The organism is Janthinobacterium sp. Ant5-2-1, assembly GCF_001445815.1.
Taxonomy (GTDB): Bacteria; Pseudomonadota; Gammaproteobacteria; order Burkholderiales; family Burkholderiaceae_D; genus Janthinobacterium; species Janthinobacterium lividum_E.
This window is the reverse complement of sequence record NZ_LNCE01000027.1, coordinates 23,853-43,020: the sequence shown is the minus strand read 5'-3', so window position 1 is coordinate 43,020 and position 19,168 is coordinate 23,853. Positions and strand designations below refer to the sequence as shown.

At 62.7% G+C, this 19,168-nt stretch carries 20 protein-coding genes and 1 tRNA gene; 7 read left to right on the top strand and 14 right to left on the bottom strand.

Annotated features, from left to right (window positions below; translation table 11 throughout):
• Window positions 1-48 precede the first annotated feature (48 nt).
• From proB to rplU, 5 genes are all read right to left on the bottom strand, one after another.
• Complete coding sequence (gene proB / locus ASN89_RS10025; protein ID WP_058049169.1) at window positions 49-1,167, bottom strand: glutamate 5-kinase; 1,119 nt, start codon at window positions 1,165-1,167, stop codon at window positions 49-51.
• Window positions 1,168-1,194: 27 nt separating this feature from the next.
• A complete protein-coding gene (locus ASN89_RS10020; protein WP_046685446.1) occupies window positions 1,195-1,605 on the bottom strand; it encodes a hypothetical protein in 411 nt (136 codons plus the stop codon).
• A gap of 12 nt (window positions 1,606-1,617) precedes the next feature.
• A complete protein-coding gene (obgE, locus tag ASN89_RS10015; RefSeq protein WP_034754647.1) occupies window positions 1,618-2,727 on the bottom strand; it encodes a GTPase ObgE in 1,110 nt (369 codons plus the stop codon).
• Window positions 2,728-2,840: 113 nt separating this feature from the next.
• Window positions 2,841-3,113: a 50S ribosomal protein L27 gene (gene rpmA / locus ASN89_RS28145; RefSeq protein ID WP_010395157.1), complete on the bottom strand. Its 273-nt coding sequence runs from the start codon at window positions 3,111-3,113 to the stop codon at window positions 2,841-2,843.
• A gap of 53 nt (window positions 3,114-3,166) precedes the next feature.
• The gene (rplU, locus tag ASN89_RS28140) at window positions 3,167-3,478 is read right to left on the bottom strand and encodes a 50S ribosomal protein L21 (protein ID WP_034754730.1); all 312 of its coding nucleotides are present in this window, start codon (window positions 3,476-3,478) and stop codon (window positions 3,167-3,169) included.
• Between the two features lie 304 nt (window positions 3,479-3,782).
• Here rplU and ispB point away from each other — a divergent pair, with 304 nt between their 5' ends.
• Window positions 3,783-4,772, top strand: coding sequence for an octaprenyl diphosphate synthase (gene ispB, locus ASN89_RS10000; protein WP_034754644.1), 990 nt, complete (start codon window positions 3,783-3,785; stop codon window positions 4,770-4,772).
• A gap of 49 nt (window positions 4,773-4,821) precedes the next feature.
• On the opposite strand, the gene arsC is transcribed toward ispB, so the two are convergent.
• Together arsC and ASN89_RS09990 are read right to left on the bottom strand one after the other, a co-directional pair.
• Entirely contained in the window at window positions 4,822-5,244 is a 423-nt protein-coding gene (arsC, locus tag ASN89_RS09995) for an arsenate reductase (glutaredoxin) (RefSeq protein WP_058049167.1), read from the bottom strand.
• Window positions 5,245-5,257: 13 nt separating this feature from the next.
• The gene (locus tag ASN89_RS09990; protein ID WP_200969012.1) at window positions 5,258-5,611 is read right to left on the bottom strand and encodes an ArsR/SmtB family transcription factor; all 354 of its coding nucleotides are present in this window, start codon (window positions 5,609-5,611) and stop codon (window positions 5,258-5,260) included.
• A 133-nt stretch (window positions 5,612-5,744) separates the two neighbouring features.
• Between ASN89_RS09990 and ASN89_RS09985 the strand changes: the two genes are divergently transcribed.
• The 3 genes from ASN89_RS09985 to ASN89_RS09975 all read left to right on the top strand — a co-directional run bounded on the left by ASN89_RS09985 (window position 5,745) and on the right by ASN89_RS09975 (window position 9,490).
• The gene (locus ASN89_RS09985) at window positions 5,745-7,838 is read left to right on the top strand and encodes an AsmA family protein (RefSeq protein ID WP_058049166.1); all 2,094 of its coding nucleotides are present in this window, start codon (window positions 5,745-5,747) and stop codon (window positions 7,836-7,838) included.
• Between the two features lie 54 nt (window positions 7,839-7,892).
• Window positions 7,893-7,969 (top strand) — tRNA-Pro (locus tag ASN89_RS09980).
• Between the two features lie 126 nt (window positions 7,970-8,095).
• Window positions 8,096-9,490 carry a GntP family permease gene (locus ASN89_RS09975; protein ID WP_058049165.1) on the top strand — a complete coding sequence of 465 codons (1,395 nt, stop codon included), beginning with the start codon at window positions 8,096-8,098 and terminating at the stop codon, window positions 9,488-9,490.
• A gap of 1 nt (window position 9,491) precedes the next feature.
• Here ASN89_RS09975 and ASN89_RS09970 read toward each other — a convergent pair whose 3' ends face one another.
• From ASN89_RS09970 to ASN89_RS09955, 4 genes are all read right to left on the bottom strand, one after another.
• Window positions 9,492-10,895, bottom strand: coding sequence for a sodium:solute symporter family protein (locus ASN89_RS09970; RefSeq protein ID WP_058049164.1), 1,404 nt, complete (start codon window positions 10,893-10,895; stop codon window positions 9,492-9,494).
• A 131-nt stretch (window positions 10,896-11,026) separates the two neighbouring features.
• Window positions 11,027-11,830, bottom strand: coding sequence for a 3-oxoadipate enol-lactonase (pcaD, locus tag ASN89_RS09965; protein WP_058049163.1), 804 nt, complete (start codon window positions 11,828-11,830; stop codon window positions 11,027-11,029).
• An 11-nt stretch (window positions 11,831-11,841) separates the two neighbouring features.
• Complete coding sequence (catC, locus tag ASN89_RS09960; protein WP_046685452.1) at window positions 11,842-12,132, bottom strand: muconolactone Delta-isomerase; 291 nt, start codon at window positions 12,130-12,132, stop codon at window positions 11,842-11,844.
• Window positions 12,133-12,141: 9 nt separating this feature from the next.
• Entirely contained in the window at window positions 12,142-13,251 is a 1,110-nt protein-coding gene (locus tag ASN89_RS09955; protein ID WP_058049162.1) for a muconate/chloromuconate family cycloisomerase, read from the bottom strand.
• Window positions 13,252-13,353: 102 nt separating this feature from the next.
• On the opposite strand from ASN89_RS09955, the gene ASN89_RS09950 reads away from it, so the two are divergent.
• A complete protein-coding gene (locus ASN89_RS09950; protein ID WP_034754711.1) occupies window positions 13,354-14,268 on the top strand; it encodes a LysR family transcriptional regulator in 915 nt (304 codons plus the stop codon).
• A 6-nt stretch (window positions 14,269-14,274) separates the two neighbouring features.
• Here the strand turns inward: ASN89_RS09950 and ASN89_RS09945 are convergent, their stop codons facing one another.
• Together ASN89_RS09945 and ASN89_RS09940 are read right to left on the bottom strand one after the other, a co-directional pair.
• Complete coding sequence (locus ASN89_RS09945) at window positions 14,275-14,658, bottom strand: hypothetical protein (protein ID WP_058049189.1); 384 nt, start codon at window positions 14,656-14,658, stop codon at window positions 14,275-14,277.
• Window positions 14,659-14,732: 74 nt separating this feature from the next.
• A complete protein-coding gene (locus tag ASN89_RS09940) occupies window positions 14,733-15,914 on the bottom strand; it encodes a YncE family protein (protein WP_082654505.1) in 1,182 nt (393 codons plus the stop codon).
• A gap of 118 nt (window positions 15,915-16,032) precedes the next feature.
• Between ASN89_RS09940 and ASN89_RS09935 the strand changes: the two genes are divergently transcribed.
• Together ASN89_RS09935 and ASN89_RS09930 are read left to right on the top strand one after the other, a co-directional pair.
• Window positions 16,033-16,461, top strand: coding sequence for a hypothetical protein (locus tag ASN89_RS09935; protein WP_058049161.1), 429 nt, complete (start codon window positions 16,033-16,035; stop codon window positions 16,459-16,461).
• A complete protein-coding gene (locus ASN89_RS09930; RefSeq protein WP_058049160.1) occupies window positions 16,458-17,861 on the top strand; it encodes a hypothetical protein in 1,404 nt (467 codons plus the stop codon). The genes ASN89_RS09935 and ASN89_RS09930 overlap by 4 nt, the downstream gene beginning before the upstream one ends.
• Here the strand turns inward: ASN89_RS09930 and ASN89_RS09925 are convergent.
• Window positions 17,833-19,164, bottom strand: a complete 1,332-nt coding sequence (locus ASN89_RS09925; protein ID WP_058049159.1) for a PepSY-associated TM helix domain-containing protein — start codon at window positions 19,162-19,164, stop codon at window positions 17,833-17,835. The genes ASN89_RS09930 and ASN89_RS09925 overlap by 29 nt on opposite strands.
• Between the last annotated feature and the right edge of the window lie 4 nt (window positions 19,165-19,168).

Sequence of the window (19,168 nt, the reverse complement as noted above, 5' to 3'; positions counted from 1 at the left end):
GACAGGACGCGGCAACAATGTTGTCGGATTACGCTCCGCTAATCCGACCTACAGCAACACCATATTATCGCGGTGGATCAGCTCGTGGCCTTCCATGTAGCCGAGAATCGCCTCGATCTCGGTGGACGGCTTGCGCATGATGCGGCGCGCTTCGCCGCTCGTGTAGTTCGACAGGCCGCGCGCCACGGGCGCGCCGTCTGCGTCGACGCAGGTGATGACGGCGCCGCGGCCGAACTCGCCATTCACGCCCGTCACGCCGATCGGCAACAATGATTTGCCTTCCTGGCGCAGCTTTTGCACGGCGCCCGCATCGAGCACGACGGCGCCAGCCGTATGCAGATGATCGGCCATCCACTGCTTGCGCGCCGTCAATTGCCCCGTTTGCGCCCGCAACTCCGTGCCGATCGCTTCGCCCTGAGCCAGGCGGCTGAGCACGTCGCTGTCGCGGCCCCAGGCGATGATCGTGTGCGCGCCAGACTTGGCGGCACGCTTGGCGGCGAGGATTTTCGTCAGCATGCCGCCACGCCCCAGGCTGCTGCCGGCGCCGCCGGCCATCGCTTCCAGGGCAGGGTCGCCAGCGATGCCTTGCGTGATCAGATAAGCGTTCGGGTCCTTGCGCGGATCAGCCGAGAACAGGCCGTGCTGGTCCGTCAGGATGACCAGCGCATCGGCTTCGATCAGGTTGGCCACCAGGGCGCCCAGGGTATCGTTGTCGCCGAACTTGATTTCATCGGTGACGACGGTATCGTTTTCATTGATGATCGGCACCACGCCCAGGCGCAGCAAAGTCGTCAGGGTGGAGCGGGCATTGAGGTAGCGTTCGCGGTCGGCCAGGTCGGCGTGCGTGAGCAGCACTTGCGCCGTGCCGAGACTGTGGGCGCGGAAACTGCTTTCGTAGATTTGCGCCAGGCCCATCTGGCCGACGGCGGCACAGGCCTGCAATTCGTGGATATCGGTGGGACGTTGCTCGAAACCGAGGCGCAGCATGCCTTCGGCGATGGCGCCGGAGCTGACCAGCACGACTTCCTTGCCCAGGGCGCGCAAGCCGGAAATCTGCGCGGCCCAGCGCACGATGGCGGCATGGTCGAGTCCGCGGCCATCGTTGGTGACCAGCGAGGAGCCGACTTTGATGATGATGCGGGTAGCTTTTTGAATCACGGAATCCATGGGGCGGCGCTCTTCACTTAATAGACGTCAGCGCGCAGGACGCAGCAGCAGCAAGGCCAGCCCCGCCGTCAGCTCCATTGCGCACATGAACAACACAAAACCCTGGGGCAAGCCGAAGCTGATGGCCGCGAACAGACGGCCGGCGGGCTGCGCCAGGACCAACATTGCAGTGATATCGCCGAGGACAGGCGGTTCGCCCTGCCGTGCCGCGAACAGCGCCAGGAGCGCGGTAGCGCCCCAGACACCGACATGAGTAGCGTAGAACTGGCTGTAGCCATTGACGCCATTGAGGAAGATGCCCATGCCGGCCGCCATGTCATCGGCGAACAGCAGACAGGCGACCGCGCTCAGCCCGTAAGCATACGCGATCAGATGCAATACACGGCGCTGCCACGCTTGCTTGCGCGCGGGCGCGGCAGCGACCATCTGTACCGACATCAGGATAAAGCCTTAGTCGAGGATCTTGAAACGCGGATCATCCGGGTCGATCGACGAGATACCGCGTGCTTCTTCGGTCATCTGCGTTTCTTCGGCACGGCTTTCGCTGTGTTTCTTCTCTTCCAGATGCTGGTAAATCGCATTCACCAGTTCCGGGCAACCCTGATGGTTCAGCGCGGAGATCTCGAAAACAGGACCTTTCCAGGCGAAACGCTTGAGGAAATCCTTGACGATCTTCTTGCGCTCTTCTTCTGGCACCATGTCGAGCTTGTTCAACACCAGCCAGCGCGGCTTGTCGACCAGCGACTCGTCGTACTTTTTCAATTCCTTGACCAGCGCCTTGGCTTCCTTGACAGGATCGACGTTGGTTTCAAACGGCGCCAGGTCGACGATGTGCAACAGCAGACCCGTGCGCTGCAAGTGACGCAGGAATTGATGGCCCAGGCCCGCGCCTTCGGAAGCGCCTTCGATCAAGCCGGGAATATCGGCGATCACAAAGCTTTTCTCGTGCGACACGCGCACCACGCCCAAGTTCGGGTGCAGGGTGGTAAATGGGTAATCGGCAATTTTCGGACGCGCGTTCGAGACGGCCGAAATGAAGGTCGATTTGCCGGCGTTCGGCATGCCCAGCAGGCCAACGTCAGCCAGCACTTTCAGTTCCAGGCGCAGTTCGCGGCGTTCGCCTTCCTTGCCCTCGCCTTTTTGGCGCGGTGCGCGGTTGGTCGAGGACTTGAAATGGATATTGCCCCAGCCGCCTTCGCCGCCCTTGGCCAGCATTTCGGTCTGGCCGTGTTCGGTCAAATCAGCCAGGATTTCGCCGCTCGCGTTGTCGATGATCAAGGTGCCGACTGGCATGCGCAGGTGGATGTCATCGGCGCCCTTGCCATAGCAATCTGCGCCACGGCCAGGCTCGCCATTGCGAGCCTTGTGCATTTTGGAGAAGCGGAAATCGACGAGCGTGTTGATATTGCGGTCGGCGACTGCCCAAATGGTGCCGCCCTTGCCGCCATCGCCGCCATCGGGACCGCCGAAAGGCCGGAATTTTTCACGGCAGAAAGAGGCGCAGCCGTTGCCGCCATCGCCCGCGATGACTTCGATTTTTGCTTCGTCGATAAACTTCATAATTTTGCCGCCATAAAACTAAAAAGGCTCTACCTTGGGCAGAGCCTTTCGATTGAAGGCTTGCGCCTTACATCATGCGATCATTGCGGAGCGAACTGGCGCTCCGCGATGAATTACGCTGGTACTGCTGCGTTAGGTACAACGGTCACGAATTGCTTCGAGCCAGCACCTTTGACAACGAACTTCACTTTGCCCGCGATCAACGCGAACAAGGTGTGGTCCTTGCCCATGCCTACGCCTTCGCCGGCGCGCACTGGGGTGCCGCGTTGACGAATGATGATGCCGCCAGCATTGATAGCTTGGCCGCCGTAGACTTTAACGCCCAGACGTTTTGATTCTGAATCACGGCCGTTTCGCGTTGTGCCGCCGCCTTTTTTATGTGCCATTTAAGACTCCTTGATAGCTGATTATGTAGACAAACTGCGTCAAACAGCGGCGATTAGCCGTTGATCGAAACGATTTGGATTTCGGTAAAATTCTGGCGATGGCCTTGATGCTTTTGGTAATGCTTACGACGACGCATCTTGAAAATTTTGACCTTATCATGGCGACCATGCGCCACAACCGTAACCAGTACCGTTGCACCTTCGACCAATGGAGCACCAAACTTGATGCTGTCGCCCGCGCCTACTGCGAGAACTTGATCGATGGTGATTTCGGAACCAATGTCTGCCGGTATCTGTTCTACTTTAAGTTTTTCGCCAGCGACAACTTTGTATTGTTTGCCACCGGTTTTTATGACCGCGTACATGATTTGAAACCTCATCAAATGTTGAAAGAATTTGTCCCACTGCCATGAAAAGCAAGCCATGCACAACAGGGGGAACCAGCGATTATACACAGACTGAGAAATTGCGTCAAAAACTATTCACAAAGCTTGACGATCGTGGTATGTCGACAACCTGACCACCATGTCAGGCTTGCGCCAGGCGGACAGCAAAACGCGCGCCAGTGCCAACAAGATCAATCAATTGCCCTACAGTCATAGGCAAACGTCACGCACGCGCAAGCCTTGTCGTATAATCGCGGCACCCACAATCTAATGCAGGTTCGCCTTGTCTGACGCTAACAAACACGTTAACCAAAACACCATCGTGCAAACGATTGCCGCCGATATGGACGCAGTCAATACGGTGATCCGCCAAAAGTTGCACTCCGATGTAATTCTGATCAACCAGATCGCTGAATACATCATCAGCGCAGGCGGCAAACGCATCCGTCCCGTGCTGATTTTGCTGGTGGCCAATGCCCACGCCTATCGCGGCACGGCGCATCATGAACTGGCCGCCGTGGTCGAATTCATCCACACCGCCACCCTGCTGCACGACGACGTCGTCGACGAATCGTCGATGCGCCGCGGACGCCAGACGGCCAATGCCCTGTTCGGCAATGCCGCGTCGGTGCTGGTGGGCGACTTCCTGCACTCGCGCTCGTTCCAGCTGATGGTGTCGCTCAATAATATGCGCGTCATGCAAATCCTCTCGGACGCCACCAACGTGATCGCCGAAGGCGAAGTGCTGCAGTTGCTGAACATGCACGATCCGGACGTGACGCAAGAAAGCTATTTGAATGTCATCCGCTCGAAGACAGCCAAGCTGTTCGAAGCATCGGCGCAACTGGGCGCCCTGATCGCCGGCGCCAGCGAAGACGATATCGAAGCGGCAGCCGAATACGGCCGCTCGCTGGGCACGGCTTTCCAGCTGATCGACGACGTGCTCGACTATGCAGGCGACGCCGCCGAAATCGGCAAGAACGTGGGCGACGACCTGCGCGAAGGCAAACCAACGATGCCGCTGATCTGGCTGATGGAAAACGGTACGCCGGAACAGCGCGAACTGGTGCGCAGCTGCATAGAGCAAGGTGACGAACAGCATTTCGATACCGTCCTGACGGCCATCACCAGCAGCGGCGCCCTCGACTACACGCGCAAGCAGGCGGAAATCGCCGGCCAGCGCGCCGCCGACGCCATCGCAGGCTGGCCGGACAGCGTCTATAAGCAATCGATGCTGCAACTGTGCTCGTTTGCCGTGGACCGCAATCACTGATCACGTTTTACTATATGCAATACAAAACGGCGCCAATGGCGCCGTTTTTTTATTTCACCGGCTTGCCGTCGGCGCCGACCACGGCCTGGCCATCTTCCTTGGCAAATGCCCCTTGCTGCGGCAGCGGCAGGATCTCCAGCACCTTTTCCGACGGCCGGCACAGGCGCACACCCAGTTCCGTGACGACGATGGGTCGGTTGATCAAAATAGGATGGGCTTGCATAGCGTCCAGCAGGGCCGCGTCGGGCAAGTCCGGATTGGCCAGGCCCAGCTCGTCATACAGGGCGCCCTTGTCGCGCATGACGGCGCGCACGGACAGACCCGCGCGCGCGATCAAATCGACCAGTTCCTCGCACGAAGGCGGGTGCTTGACGTAATCGATGATGACGGGTTCGACGCCCGTGTTGCGGATCAGGGCCAGGGTATTGCGCGACGTGCCGCACGCCGTGTTGTGATAAATCGTGATCGTCATGTCGTGATGTCCTTCAGTTAGTAGGTTCGCTGACGCAGCAAGGCGCGCCAGCACAGCAGTTTTCGCTCAGGAAGGCCAGCAAGCCGTTCATGCCCGCATAATTGGCGGCGTAAATGATGGAGCGCCCCGCCTTGTTCGCCGTCACCAGATTGGCGTGCGCCAATTCTTTCAGGTGAAACGACAGCGACGATGGCGCAATCGCCAGCGCTTCGGCGATTTTCGTCGCAGCCATGCCTTCCGGCCCTGCTTGCACCAGCAGGCGGAACACGGCCAGCCGCGATTCCTGCGCCAGCGCAGCCAGCGCTGCGATGGCGGCCGTGCTCGTCAGTGGCTCGGCTTGCGCCGCGATTGAGTTTTCATTTTCCATATTTCAATAATAGTCGAATTATTGAATCATTTCAAGCGAGGTGTCTTGCCGAGGTGTCTTACGTAACCCAGCGCACCGACTGTCATGGCCTATCGGTCTACCTTGATGAAAAAATCATTGCGATCGGCTTACCATGACACGCTCAACCCCGCTCAAAATCCTCGGCTGGAGCCTGGCCGCCCTGCTCGCCCTCATCGCCATCGTCATCATCTTCATGCTGACCTTCGACTGGAACCGCGCCCGCCCCTACATCAACGAAAAGGTGTCGGAAAGCACGGGCCGCAGCTTCGTCATCGGCGGCGATCTGCAGGTGAAATGGCAGCAAGGGCTGAAGACGGAACCGGGCTGGCGCCGCTACGTGCCGCGCCCCGTCATCAGCGCGCAGGACGTGCGCATGAGCAACCCGGACTGGGCGACGGCAGGCCCGCAACTGGCCAGCGCGAAACGCATCGACGTGGCCATCCACCCGCTGCCCCTGTTGCAGCATCGCGTGGTGTTGACGGACCTGGCGCTGACCTCTCCCAACATTGCCCTGCAGCGGCGCGCCGACGGCAGCAACAGCTGGACCCTGAAGGACAACGGCCCTTCGGCATGGGACGTGGAAATCCAGCGCATGGCCTTCGGCGACGGCGTCATCCGTTATCTGGACGAGGGCATCGCCCTCGACGTGCACGCCAAGGTCAGCTCGACGGCGCCCGACGCCACGCCGGGCGACGCGCCAGGCAATGTCCCCGTACAAAAATACGGCATCGCCTTCACCCTGGGCGGCACCTACCGCAAGGCGCCCGTGACGGGCGGCGGCAAGGCGGGCGCCGTGCTGTCATTGACCGACAACAACACCGTCTATCCCGTGCAGGCGCATGCCGTGCTGGGCAAAAACAAGGCCAGCATCGATGGCACCTTGACGGACCCGCGCTCGCTGTCCGGTATCGACTTAAAGCTAAGCCTGGCCGGCGCCAGCATGGCCGACCTGTACCCGCTGACGGGCGTGCTGCTGCCGGAAACGCCGGACTACGCCACCAAGGGTCGCCTGCTGGGCAAGAAGGACGGCGCCAGCTGGAACTGGACCTATCAGAATTTCAAGGGCACGGTAGGCGAGAGCGACCTGGCCGGCACTCTGCAATACCTGCCGCGCCAGCCGCGGCCCCTGCTGCGCGGCGAAGTGACGTCGCAGCAGCTGCGCCTGGAAGACCTGGGCCCCACCATCGGCGCCGACAGCAATGCGCGCAAACAGGCGCGCGGCAAGGCGCCCGTGCAACCCGAGAATAAAGCCTTGCCCGTGGAACAGTTCAACACGGCCAAATGGGATGCCCTCGACGCCGACGTGAAGTTCACGGGCAAGAAACTGGTACGCACGCACGATATCCCGCTCAATGATATCGTCGCCAACATCCGCATGAAAGACAAGGTGCTGAGTTTGACGCCACTCAATTTCGGCATGGCCGGCGGCAACATCACCTCAAATATCACGCTCGACGGCCGTCAAAAGACCATCGCCGCGCAAGCCAAGGTGGCGGCGCGCCACCTCAAGATACGCGAACTGTTTCCCAAGCTGCAATCGATGCAAGCGAGCTTCGGCGAAGTGTATGGCGACGCGGCGCTGACGGGCCACGGTAATTCCGTCTCGGCCATGCTGGCCAGCGCGAATGGCGAACTGGCAGCCACCGTCAGCGAAGGTTCCGTCAGCCAGTTCATGCTGGAACTGGCGGGCCTGAACCTGGCCAACGCCGTCTTCGTGAAAATCTTTGGCGACAAGCAAGTCCACCTGAACTGCCTGGCCAGCGACTTCGCCGTGACGAATGGTCAGGCCGACGTGCGCCGCTTCGTGCTCGATACGGACACGGCCGTCGTGAATGTCACGGGCAACGTCAACCTGGCCACCGAAACCCTGGACCTCGACGTGCGCCCGCGTACCAAGGGCGCCCGCATCATCACCCTGCGCACGCCGCTGTACGCGAAAGGCACGTTCAAGAACCCGGACGTGGGCCCGCAAAAAGGCCCGCTGGCCCTGAAAGCCGGCGCCGCCGTGGCCCTGGCCACCGTCGTCACGCCGCTGGCCGCCTTGCTGCCGCTGGTCAACGTCGACAAGGCTCCGGACACGGACTGCGCCGCCGTCATGGCGCAAGCCAACGCCACCCGCAAGGCCCCGACTTCGCCCGCGACGAATGCGCCAGCGAAAAAAGTGAGCGAAGCGGAAATCAAGAAGGCGCAGCAGGAAAAGAAATAGAGATTGATGCAGCCGCTTGAAACCCGCCCGGCCATCTGCTGTAATGAAGAAAAGCGGGGTGTGGCTCAGCCTGGTAGAGCGCTGCGTTCGGGACGCAGAGGCCGGAGGTTCGAATCCTCTCACCCCGACCAGCTTTTTCCCTCATGCGCCGGCTTGAATTGCTTGCACCTTGACCTGCGCGTTGGCGGCTTGTCAGGAAGTATGTTATTAATTTCATCATTAATATCTTAACTACTTCTCGCGCAAGGGCCTGACCGATGTCTTTCCTGATAGTTCTGGCCGCACTGGCCTTCCTCATGCTGGCCGCCTACCGCGGCTATAGCGTGATCCTGTTTGCGCCCGTCGCCGCGCTGGGCGCCGTGCTGCTCACCGATCCGTCCGCCGTGCCGGCCGTCTTCAGCGGCATCTTCATGGAAAAGATGGTGGGCTTTATCAAGCTGTATTTCCCCGTCTTTTTGCTTGGCGCCGTGTTCGGCAAGCTGATCGAGCTGTCTGGTTTTTCCCAGTCCATCGTCGTGGCCGCCATCCGCTATATCGGCAGCTCGCGCGCGAATGCCGTCATCGTTGCCGTGTGCGCGGCGTTGACTTATGGCGGCGTGTCGCTGTTCGTGGTGGTGTTTGCCGTCTATCCGTTTGCGGCCGAACTGTACCGCCAGAGCAATATCCCCAAGCGGCTGATGCCGGGCGCCATCGCCCTGGGCGCGTTTTCCTTCACCATGGATACGTTACCGGGCACGCCGCAGATCCAGAACATCATCCCCACCACCTTCTTCAATACGACCGGCTGGGCCGCGCCATGGCTGGGCACCATCGGCGCCGTGCTGACGGTGATCATGGGACTGGCATTCCTGGAATGGCGCCGCCGTTCCGTCATGGCGACGGGCGAAGGTTATGGGGCCGAGGCCGACAAGGCCACGGCCGGCGTGGGCGACTTGCCCCATCCGCTGCTGTCGGTGGCGCCTTTGGTGCTGGTGGGCGTGGCCAACTTTGCGCTGACCAAGCTGATTCCCCAATGGTACGGCGCCAGCTACGTGCTCACCGCCGAGGCCCTGCCCGGCTTGCATGCGCCCGTGTCGACGTCGATCGGCGCCGTGACGGGTATCTGGGCCGTGGAAGGCGCGTTGCTGCTGGGAATTTTGCTCGTCTGCGCGACGGCCTTCGGACGCATTCGCGCCGCCTTTGCCGAAGGCACGAAGGCGGCCGTGGGCGGCGCCTTGCTGGCGGCCATGAATACGGCGTCCGAGTATGGTTTCGGCGGCGTCATCGCCGCCCTGCCCGGCTTTCTTGCCGTCAGCAACACCTTGCGCAGCGTGCCCGATCCGCTCGTCAACGCGGCCGTGTCCGTCACGACCCTGGCCGGCATCACGGGCTCGGCCTCGGGCGGCATGAGCATCGCGCTGGCGGCCATGTCGGACAGCTTCATCCAGGCCGCGCAGCAGGCGCATATTCCGCTCGAAGTCATGCACCGCGTGGTGGCCATGGCCAGCGGCGGCATGGATACCTTGCCGCACAATGGCGCCGTGATCACCCTGCTGGCCGTCACGGGCCTCACGCACCGCCAGTCCTACCGCGACATTTTCGGCATCACCGTCATCAAGACGGTGGCCGTATTCCTCGTCATTGCCATCTATTACATGACGGGACTGGTCTGACCTAGCGCTGCGACGACGATGCAGGCTTCGCCAACGCTTGCGCCGGCTTGAACAAATGGCTGATGCCCATGGTCAGCAGCGGGCCGGCCAGCGCCAGGTAGGAACTGTCCACGCCATACGGATTGCCCGCCAGGAACCAGCCGATGGTGGCGATCACGGAGACGATCACGCCGACAAAGGCGCCGCGCGGCGTGCCGAATTTAGGCGCATAGAAGGCCATCAGCACCAGCACGGCGAGGGTGGCGCGCAGGGCCTTGCCGAGGAAGGCGATCATCAGCAGTTTTTCCGCATACAGCGCCAGCACCAGCGGCAGCAATCCCGCCACGACGATGGCGATGCGCAGGAACATCAGCGATTTCGCGTCGTTCTTCGCTTTGTTGTACCAGGGATCATAAAAATCCTTCATGGCCAGGGTGGCCGATGCCAGGGTGGTGGCGGAAATGCCGCCGAACAGGGCGCCGGCCAGGCCGACGATCATGATGCTGGCGGAAAACGCCGGCATGTGGGCGATCATGGTGGGGAAGGCGTCGATCGACTTCATGCCCGGATACAGCACGGCGCTGCACATGCCGATCAGGGCCGCCATCAGGCCGAACGGGATCATCAGCGACGACACGTAATAGCAGGCGCGCTTGGCCACGGCCGGATTGTCCGTGCTGACCAGGGCCTGGATCACGTATTGCGTGGCAAAGATGGAACCGATGCCGCCGATCATCCAGGCGATGATCTGGCCCCAGCCAATCTCGACCCAGTTGAACATCTTGGCCGGCAGCTGCGCCTGCAACTCGCCGATGCCGCCCGTTGCTTCCAGCGCATACGCGAGCGCCAGGATCACGCCCAGATATTTGACGATGGAATGGGCAAAGTTGGTGTACACGACCGAGCGCATGCCGCCCAGGCTGACATAGATCACGGTGATGGCGCCGACCAGCAAAATGGCCACCGTTTTGTTGATGTGCAGCACGGCCGCCAGCACGGCGCCGCCGCTCGCGTACAAGGCCACGGCAACGATGCTCAGCGCAACGATGGTGAGGATGGACGCCGCATAACGCACGGGCTCGCCATACGTTTGCGCGAGGATTCCGGAAATCGTCGATTGCCCGCTTTCCTTGTATTTTTTGACCAGCACGATGGCCAGCAGGAAAAAGCCCAGCGACAGCGCCACCAGATTCCAGGCGGCGGAAATGCCCAGTTCATAGCCCTTCTGGGCCGTACCGATGCTGACGGAACTGCCGATGAATTCCGACAATAAGAGAGCCCCGATCAGGAAGGCGGGATAATTGCGCCCGCCCGCCGTCATGCCCTCGGCGCTGTTGGCATGCTTGCGCACGCTATAGGTAATGTACGACATGAGGGCGAAATAGCCCACCGTGACCGCGGCGATGATGATCAATCTGTTTTCCATCCGTCTACTCCAAGTCTGCTTTTCTTATTATTATTTTTCAAGAAAGCTTCCCCTGCCGCGTGCCGGACCAGCCGGCGGCGGTGCTCAGGAGAAAGCCGCGTTCCCGCCGTACCGATACGGTACAGCAAGCCTCACAATAAAAAATTCCGCAACTGCGCTGTAAACAAATCTGCCGCCTCGATGTTCGAGATATGCGAGGCGGGCAGGCTGGCCAGGCGGGAACCCGCGATCTGCTGCTGCAGCCAGCGCCCGTCGTCGATGGTGGTCACGGGATCGTGCTCGCCCGCGATGATCAATGTCGGCACGGCGATCGTGCCTACGGCATCGTGCAAGTCCGTCTGGGCCAGCACGTCGCAACAGGCCGCATAACCGCCGGCATCCTGGCCCCGCAAAATGCCGGCCAGGCGCGCCACCGTCTCCGCTTCGCGTTCGATGAACTGCGGCGTGAACCAGCGCGTGGCGGCGCTCTCGGCCACTGCGGCCATGCCGTCGCGGCGCACTTGCTCCGACCGCAGCTGCCACGGCGCGGCGCCGCCGATGCGCGCCGCCGTATTCGCCAGCACGAGGTGCGTCAAACGCCGCGGCTGGTGTATGCCCAGCCACTGGCCCGTCAAGCCGCCCATGGAAATGCCGCAGAAGGCGGCGCGCTCCACATCGAGGTGGTCGAGCAGCGCCACCACGTCCAGCCCCAGCCGCTCGATGCCGAACGGCGCGCCGCCGCTGGCCGACCGGCCATGGCCGCGCGTGTCGTAGCGCACGACAAAAAAATCGCCGGCCAGCGCGGCCGCCTGCGCATCCCACATGGACAAATCCGTGCCGAGGGAATTCGACAGGACCAGGCAAGGCTTGCCGCGCTCGCCATCCGTGCGGTAATGCAGGCCGATACCGTCCACCTTGCACGTCTGCCCGACAGTGTCGTTGCCTATCTGCGTCATGGCATGTCTCCTCAGGAATCGTCGTCGCGCACCGACGAGGGATGGCGGCACAGCGGCATCACGTCGATCTGCATATGGGGAAACAGCGGCAGCGAGGTGAGCAAATTATGCAGCTCGTCCACGCTATCCACGTCGAAGACGCTGACGTTGGCGTACTGTCCGGCGATACGCCACAGGTGGCGCCACTTGCCCTCGTGCTGCAGGCGCTGCGCCAGCTCCTTTTCCGTCTGCTTGAGCTGCGCCGCCTGCTCGGCGGGCATGCTCAGCGGCAGGTTCACGTTCATGCGTACATGGAATAACATGGTGTCTCCTTATTGACGCTGCATGGAGCGCAGCTTGTCCATATCGATCTCGACGCCCAGGCCCGGGCCCGTCGGCACTTGCAGCATGAAGTCGCGGTAGACGAGCGGCTCGCGCAAGACTTCCTGCGTCAGCAGCAAAGGCCCGAACAGCTCCGTGCCCCAGGCCAGTTCCGCAAACGTGGAACACACGTGGGCCGTGGCGGCCGTGCCGACGCCGCCTTCGAGCATGGTGCCGCCGTACAGGCCCACGCCCGCCAGACGCGCCACGGTGGCCACTTCCAGCGCGGGCAGCAAGCCGCCCGACTGGGTGATTTTCACGGCGTACACGTCGGCCGCATCGGCTTGCACCAAGGCCAGCGCATCGGCGGGGCCATGCAAGGCTTCGTCGGCCATGATGGCCACGTCGAATCGCTGTTTCAGGCGCGCCAGCGCGGCGCGGTTGCCGGCCTTGACGGGTTGCTCGATCAGGTCGACGCCGCCCGCTTCCAGCGCGGCGATGCCGCGCATGGCGTCCATCTCGCTCCAAGCCTGGTTGACGTCGACGCGCACGCTGGCCCGTTCGCCCAGCGCCCGTTTGATCTCCAGCACGTGGGCCACGTCATCCATCACGTCACGCAGGCCGATCTTCAGCTTGAAGATGCGGTGGCGGCGCAGTTCCAGCATTTTTTCGCCTTCCGCGATATCGCGCGCCGTGTCGCCGCTGGCCAGCACCCAGGCCACGGGCAGCGCATCGCGCACACGGCCGCCCAGCAGTTCCGACAGCGGCACGCCCAGGCGGCGCGCCTGCGCGTCCAGCAGCGCCGTTTCGATCGCGCACTTGGCGAAGCGGTTGCCCTGGATAAGCTTGCGCACCCTGGCCATCGCCTTGGCCACTGCGCTCGCTTCCATGCCGACCAGCAGCGGCGCGATATAGGTATCGATATTCGTCTTGATGCTTTCCGGGCTTTCGCCACCGTAGCCCAGGCCGCCGATGGTGGTCGCTTCGCCCCAGCCCGTGATGCCGTCGGCGCAGCGCAGCCGCACCAGCACCAGGGTTTGCGTATTCATGGTGGCGACCGACATGCGGTGCGGGCGGATGGTAGGCACATCGACCAGGTAGGTCTCGATATTTTGAATCATATTTATTCCGTATAATTCTGTGGAGTGGTGACACGATATTCCCCGAATCTCCCCACGTCCAACACCGAGTTGGTATCAAACCTATACCTGAAAGGTATGAAGATGGAATTACGGCACTTGCGCTACTTCGTAGCGGTCGCAGAAGAAAGGAACTTCACGCGGGCCGCCGCGCGCCTGCACATCGCGCAGCCGCCGCTGAGCCGCCAGATGCAGCAGCTGGAAGAAACCCTGGGCGTGGCGCTGATCGAAAAAGGGTCGCGCCCCTTGCGGCTGACGGAAGCGGGCGAGTTTTTCCTCGCCCATGCGCGGCCCCTGCTCGACCAGGTGCGCGACCTGCAGGCGATGACGCAGCGCGTGGGCAAGCTGGAACGCACGCTGTCGATCGGCTTTGTCGCATCGACCCTGTATGGCGAATTGCCCGATATCGTGCACCGCTTTTGCGAGCGCCATCCCGAGGTCGACGTGACCTTGCATGAAATGACGACGGTGCAGCAGTTGAAGGCCCTGAAGGAAGGCCGCATCGACGTGGGCTTCGGGCGATTGAAAAGCGAAGACCCCAGCATCCGCCGCATCCTGCTGCGCGAGGAGCGGCTGGTGGTGGCCCTGCCGCCCGGCCACCGGCTGGCCAAGGGCGAAGGCGGCTTGCGCCTGACGGACCTGACCCACGAAACCCTGCTCGTGTATCCGAAAGCGCCCCGCCCCAGCTTTGCCGACCAGGTGCTGGCCATGTTCAGCGAAGGCAACGTCACGCCCGGCCCCGTCACGGAAGTGCGCGAGCTGCAGATTTCCATGGGACTGGTGGCAGCAGGCCAGGGCATTTCCATCGTGCCCGAAAGCGTGCAAGCCATGCATCACCGGAACGTCGTGTACCGCAAGCTCGACGACAAGCACGCGTTCTCGCCCATCTTATTCAGCATGCGGCATAGGGACCGCTCGCCCGAGCTGGAAAACATCCTCGCCGCCGTGTACTCGATCTACGATGAACACGGCATCGCGCACGTCAAGGAAAGCCTGTAGCAGTAACTACGCGGCGTCGGCCAGCAATTCCGGGCGCAGCGCGCGGATGCGCAGTTCCGTGAAATAGCCGCCCGCCTCGTTGTAGCGCAGGTAGTGGCGGCCGCAGTCCAGGCAGCGGGCCACCTGGCTCAGGTTCGCGGGATAAAAGCGCGGCGCGATGGGCGCATCGACGCTGTCGTAGCGCGTGCCCTGCGGGTGGTACTCGGCGAACGTCGGTTCCTCGTACGGGTCTTCGCGCAGGGTGCCGATTTCCTCGAAGCGGTCCAACTCCAGCGAAGTGGGCAGGCGCTGCCAGGCGTCGAGCGGAACGGCGCAGCAGCTGCATTTTTTGGTGATCGTGGCCGAAGCGGCGGCCAGCGCGGACAAGGCGGGGAAGTCGATGAATATCATGTTCAGCCATTGCAAAGGTGCGGCCTGTGGCAACGAGCCTGGCCGCGCCTTTCCATTCTAGCGGAATGCGTCTTTCAATGTCCCATGAAGTCATTCCACTTCGGCAGCAGCACGATGCTGTTCGGATTGAGGCCCTTGTTTTTCAGGGTATCGACACTGCCCGCCACCGCCTCTTTTTTCATGTCGATGACGGTGATGCTGCCATCGCTCATGCCCGGCAAATTGAGCAGCGCGTTCTGCACGAAGGCATAACGGCCATCCCTGGTGAACGCCACGTGGTGCGCGCCTTCGGCTGCGGGAATCGATTTCACCAGCCGTGGCTTGCCGATGCCGCCCGTCAGGTCGAAGATATGCAGGTGGCCCGGCTTGGCCGTCGTCAGGTACAGGCGCGTGGCGCCCTTGTTGAAATACAATTCCAGCGGCACGCCCGCCTTTTGCTCGGCAAAGTCATGCACCTGGGCCGTGTCGAAATCCTTTGTCGTCGGATTCCACGTGGCCGTCCACACGGTGCCGCCGTACATATTGGCGACATACGCGACGGGTGGATTGCTGCCCGGGACGAACAGCACTTCCACCGGCGCTTCGCCCGACGGCGACGGCTTTTTCGACAGCTTGTGCGTACCCAGCACCTTGCCCGTGCTCGTTTCCACCACGCTGATCACTTCCCCCGCATCGCCCAGGTCCGTGGGGCGGATGGTGCTCGTCAGCAGGGTACGGTCGATGCCGTCGTGGACGGCCAGGCCATGCGGATATGGCGCGGGCAGCTTGACGGTGCGCCCCGGCTTGTCGTGCACGGCGTCGCCTTCCAGCATCGCCTGCGAGCCCATGCAGCTCAAATACCAGCGCTTGCGGTCATCCGAAAAGACGATGTCCTCGCCCACCTGGCAGGTCGGCACCTCGATCACCTTGATCGGCAAGTCCTTGTGGCGCATGTCCATCACGCGCAGCTGCGTCTTGCCCAGCGCCGTGATGTAGGCCTTGCTCATGTCGTGGTTATAAAAAATATGGTGCGCCACCAGGTCCGGCGGCAAGGCAATGTCGCGCATGATCTTGCCGAAGTTTTTCGACTCCGGATCGACATCGATGATGGCGATGCCCTCCTTGCGCGACGGCGGCGCGACGGGGCTTTTCAGCGACTTCAATGACTCGGGCGCCTTGCTCTCGTAATTGACCATGGCGAGGATTTCAGCCGTCGCAGGCAACGCCGCCATGCATGTCACGGCCAATGCCAACATCGCTTTTTTATTTGTCATCATGTCCCCTGCCTTTCCCAAGTGTGGTCGGATCCGCGCCGATCATTCTACGGCCGCACTTTTTCAAACTGGCGTTTTTTTTCAGATGGCCAATGCTGGAAATCTTTCCTAGAATTTAAGCATGAAAAAATATTCACTCCGCCCTTCCCTTGCCGGCCTGGGCCTGGCCATTTTCCTGCTGTGCATATCGGCGCAAAGCAAGTCGCAGAGCGGTCTGGCGGCCAGCCGGCAGTTGCCGCAACAGCGCGTGGCGCTGGACATCGCGCAACGCAAAATCGCCGCCAAGCCGCCGACGATAAGGGTCAAACAACACGATACAATCACGCTCGATTGGACTACCGACGAAATAGTCAATATCCACTTGCATGGCTACGACCAGCTGCTGACGGTCAAGCCGGGCGAGACAAAAGCCATGCGTATCGACGCTGCGGTGCCGGGACGCTTCCCCGTGTCCGCGCACGGCTATGGCGCGCAAACGGAGGACAAGGGCAAGCAGCACAAGCACCACCGCGAGGCGCCCCTGATGTACCTGGAAGTGCTGCCGCGATGATGGCGCGCGCTGCCGCTGCCGCTGCCGGCCTGCTGGCCGCGCCAGGCATCGCCCATGCGCACGGCTTTGGCCAGCGCTACGACCTGCCCTTGCCGCTATGGCTTTATCTCACCGGCGCGGCGTTGACAGTGGCGCTGTCGTTTGCCTTCCTGGCCCTGTGGCGTCGTGGTGACACAGCGACCTACCAGGGCGACTATGCGCACCTGCTCGTGCGGCGCATTCCCGGCGCGGACGTCATCGCCTTCGCGCTGCGCCTGCTGGTACTGGCCCTGTATTTCCTGGTCATCGTGGCAGGCCTGGTGGGCGTGCAAAATCCCGTGAAAAATATCGCGCCCGCCATGGTGTGGGCCATCTGGTGGGTGGGCATGGCTTACGTGTCGGCGCTGCTTGGTGACCTGTGGGCGCTGGTCAATCCGCTCGACAGCGTGGCGCGCGCGGGGCAGCAGCTGTTTCCCCGCTGGCGCGCGCCGCTCAGCTGGCCGCGCTGGCTCGACAGATGGCCGGCCGCCATCCTGTTTTTCGGCTTTATCTGGATGGAGCTGAACTGGGAAGGCAGCGAACAGCCGGCCAGCCTGGCCTGGAGCATGCTGCTGTATTCGGCCTGCACATGGGCGGGCATGGCGCTGTTCGGCCGCGCCGCCTGGCTGCGCCATGCGGAAGTGTTCAGCGTCGTCTTCGGCCTGCTGGCGCGCTTTGCGCCCATCACCATGCGCAACGGCGCCTGCTACGTGCGCCCGTATGCGGCGGGCTTGCTGACGGTGGAACCCGTACGGCCCGCCTGCCTGGTGCTGGTGATCCTGATGCTGGCCTCCGTCAGTTTCGACGGCATGCTGGAAACGCAAACGTGGTACGACATCGTCGACGCCGTCCTCGCCGTGGCGCCGGGCGCGCTGGCCTGGATCACCACGGCCGCCCTGCTGCTGATGCCGGCCCTGTTCCTGCTGGTGTTCCTGCTGTTTTGCGCGCTGATCGCCCGTTGCGGCGCCAGCGATGGCCAGCCGGCCCTGCCCCTGCCGCGCGTGGCCGGCCACTTCGTGCTGACCCTGGTGCCGATCGCCATCGCCTACCATTTCGCTCATTACCTGTCGTTCTTGGCGATGGCGGGCCAGTATCTGATTCCGCTGGCGTCGGACCCGCTGGGCCTGGGCTGGGACCTGTTCGGCACCAAGCTGTACTTCATCCGCCTTGGCATCGTCGACGCCAAGGTGGTGTGGTACGTGTCGCTCTTCGCCATCGTCGCCGGCCATGTGGCGGCCGTCTGGCTGGCCCACGTCTGCGCGCTGCGCCTGTACGCCAGCCGCCGCGCGGCCCTGCGCAGCCAGTATCCGATGCTGGCCCTGATGATTGCCTACACTTTGCTCAGTCTCTGGATCATCGCGCAGCCCATCGTCGGCGGCTAGCCCGTGCAAGGATCAGCTCCAGCAGCACCAGCATGGCGCCGGAAACGAGCAGCAGCGGCATCAGCGCGCACATGAGCACCGCCGCCAGCCAGGCCAGCGCGGACGGCGAACTCCAGGCGCCCGGCAGCAGCCGGGGCAAGCCCAGCGAGCCTGGCAAACGCCGCTTGAAAAACATCACCCAGCCCGACACCAGCGAGAACAGCACGCTGGCGCCAAAGACCAGCAACAAGGCCTGGTTCCACCAGCCGAATTCGCCGCGATGAAACGGGATGCCGATGGCCGTGGCCTTGCCGAACGCCGTCTGCGCTTCCCAGCCCGCGTAATACAGGGGCTTGCCGCTGTAGGCGTCGAACTGCAGGTCGAAGCGCAAGGTGGGCTGGCTGCGGTCGGCCATCGTGGCGCGCCACACATCGTCCTGGCTGGCCGGCGCCGTCAGCTGCACGGCGATGGCGGGCGCATGGCTGCGCGCCACCTGCCACGCATCCTGCCAATCGAGCGGGGCGCCCTCCTCGGTTGAGTGCAAGCCGCGCGGCACGGACGGCGGCGCCTGGCCGCTGACGTCGCGCAGCGCACGGATGCGTCCGCCCGCCTGCTGGCTCCACGTCAGCCCTGTCGTCAGGATCACAAGGCTCACCAGCCCAAGCGCCACGCCGAGAAAAGCATGCCACTGGCGCCAGCCATTGCGACCGCGCGCGCCCCGCTTCGGCAAGCCCGATTGCGCGCCGCGCGGCCACCACAGCACCACGCCCGTCACCAGCATTACCATCAGCCAGCTGGCGGCCAGCTCGATCATCCAGCGCCAGCCATCATTTTGCAGCAGGCGCGAATGCAGCTTTTTCGCCCAGTTGCCGAAGCGCTCGCTGCTGGCCAGGCTGCCCAGCACGCGCGCATCGTAAGGGTTCACGTAGACGACGATGGCTTGCGCGGGCAGGCCGAATGCGGGCCTGGCTTTCACCGGCATCCCATGACCCGCATGTTCATCCTGAGCGCCGCCGGGTGGCGCGAACGCCACCTGCACCGCATCGTCCTGTTGAAACGGCGGCACCACGTTCTGCACCGTCCAGCCACGCGGGGCCGCCCGCTCCGCTGCCGCCACGGCGGCGTCCAGCGGCAGCATGGACACTTGCGGCGCCACATGGTCGAGGTGCTGGTACAGCCTTGTCTCGATCTGCGGCGTGAACACATACAACATGCCCGTCAGGGTGGCCACCAGCGCGAATGGCGAGGCGATCAGCGCGGCCCAGAAGTGGATGCGCCAGTACAGGCTTTTGCGCCGTGCGATGAGAAAAGTTGCGTCGTCCATAGCC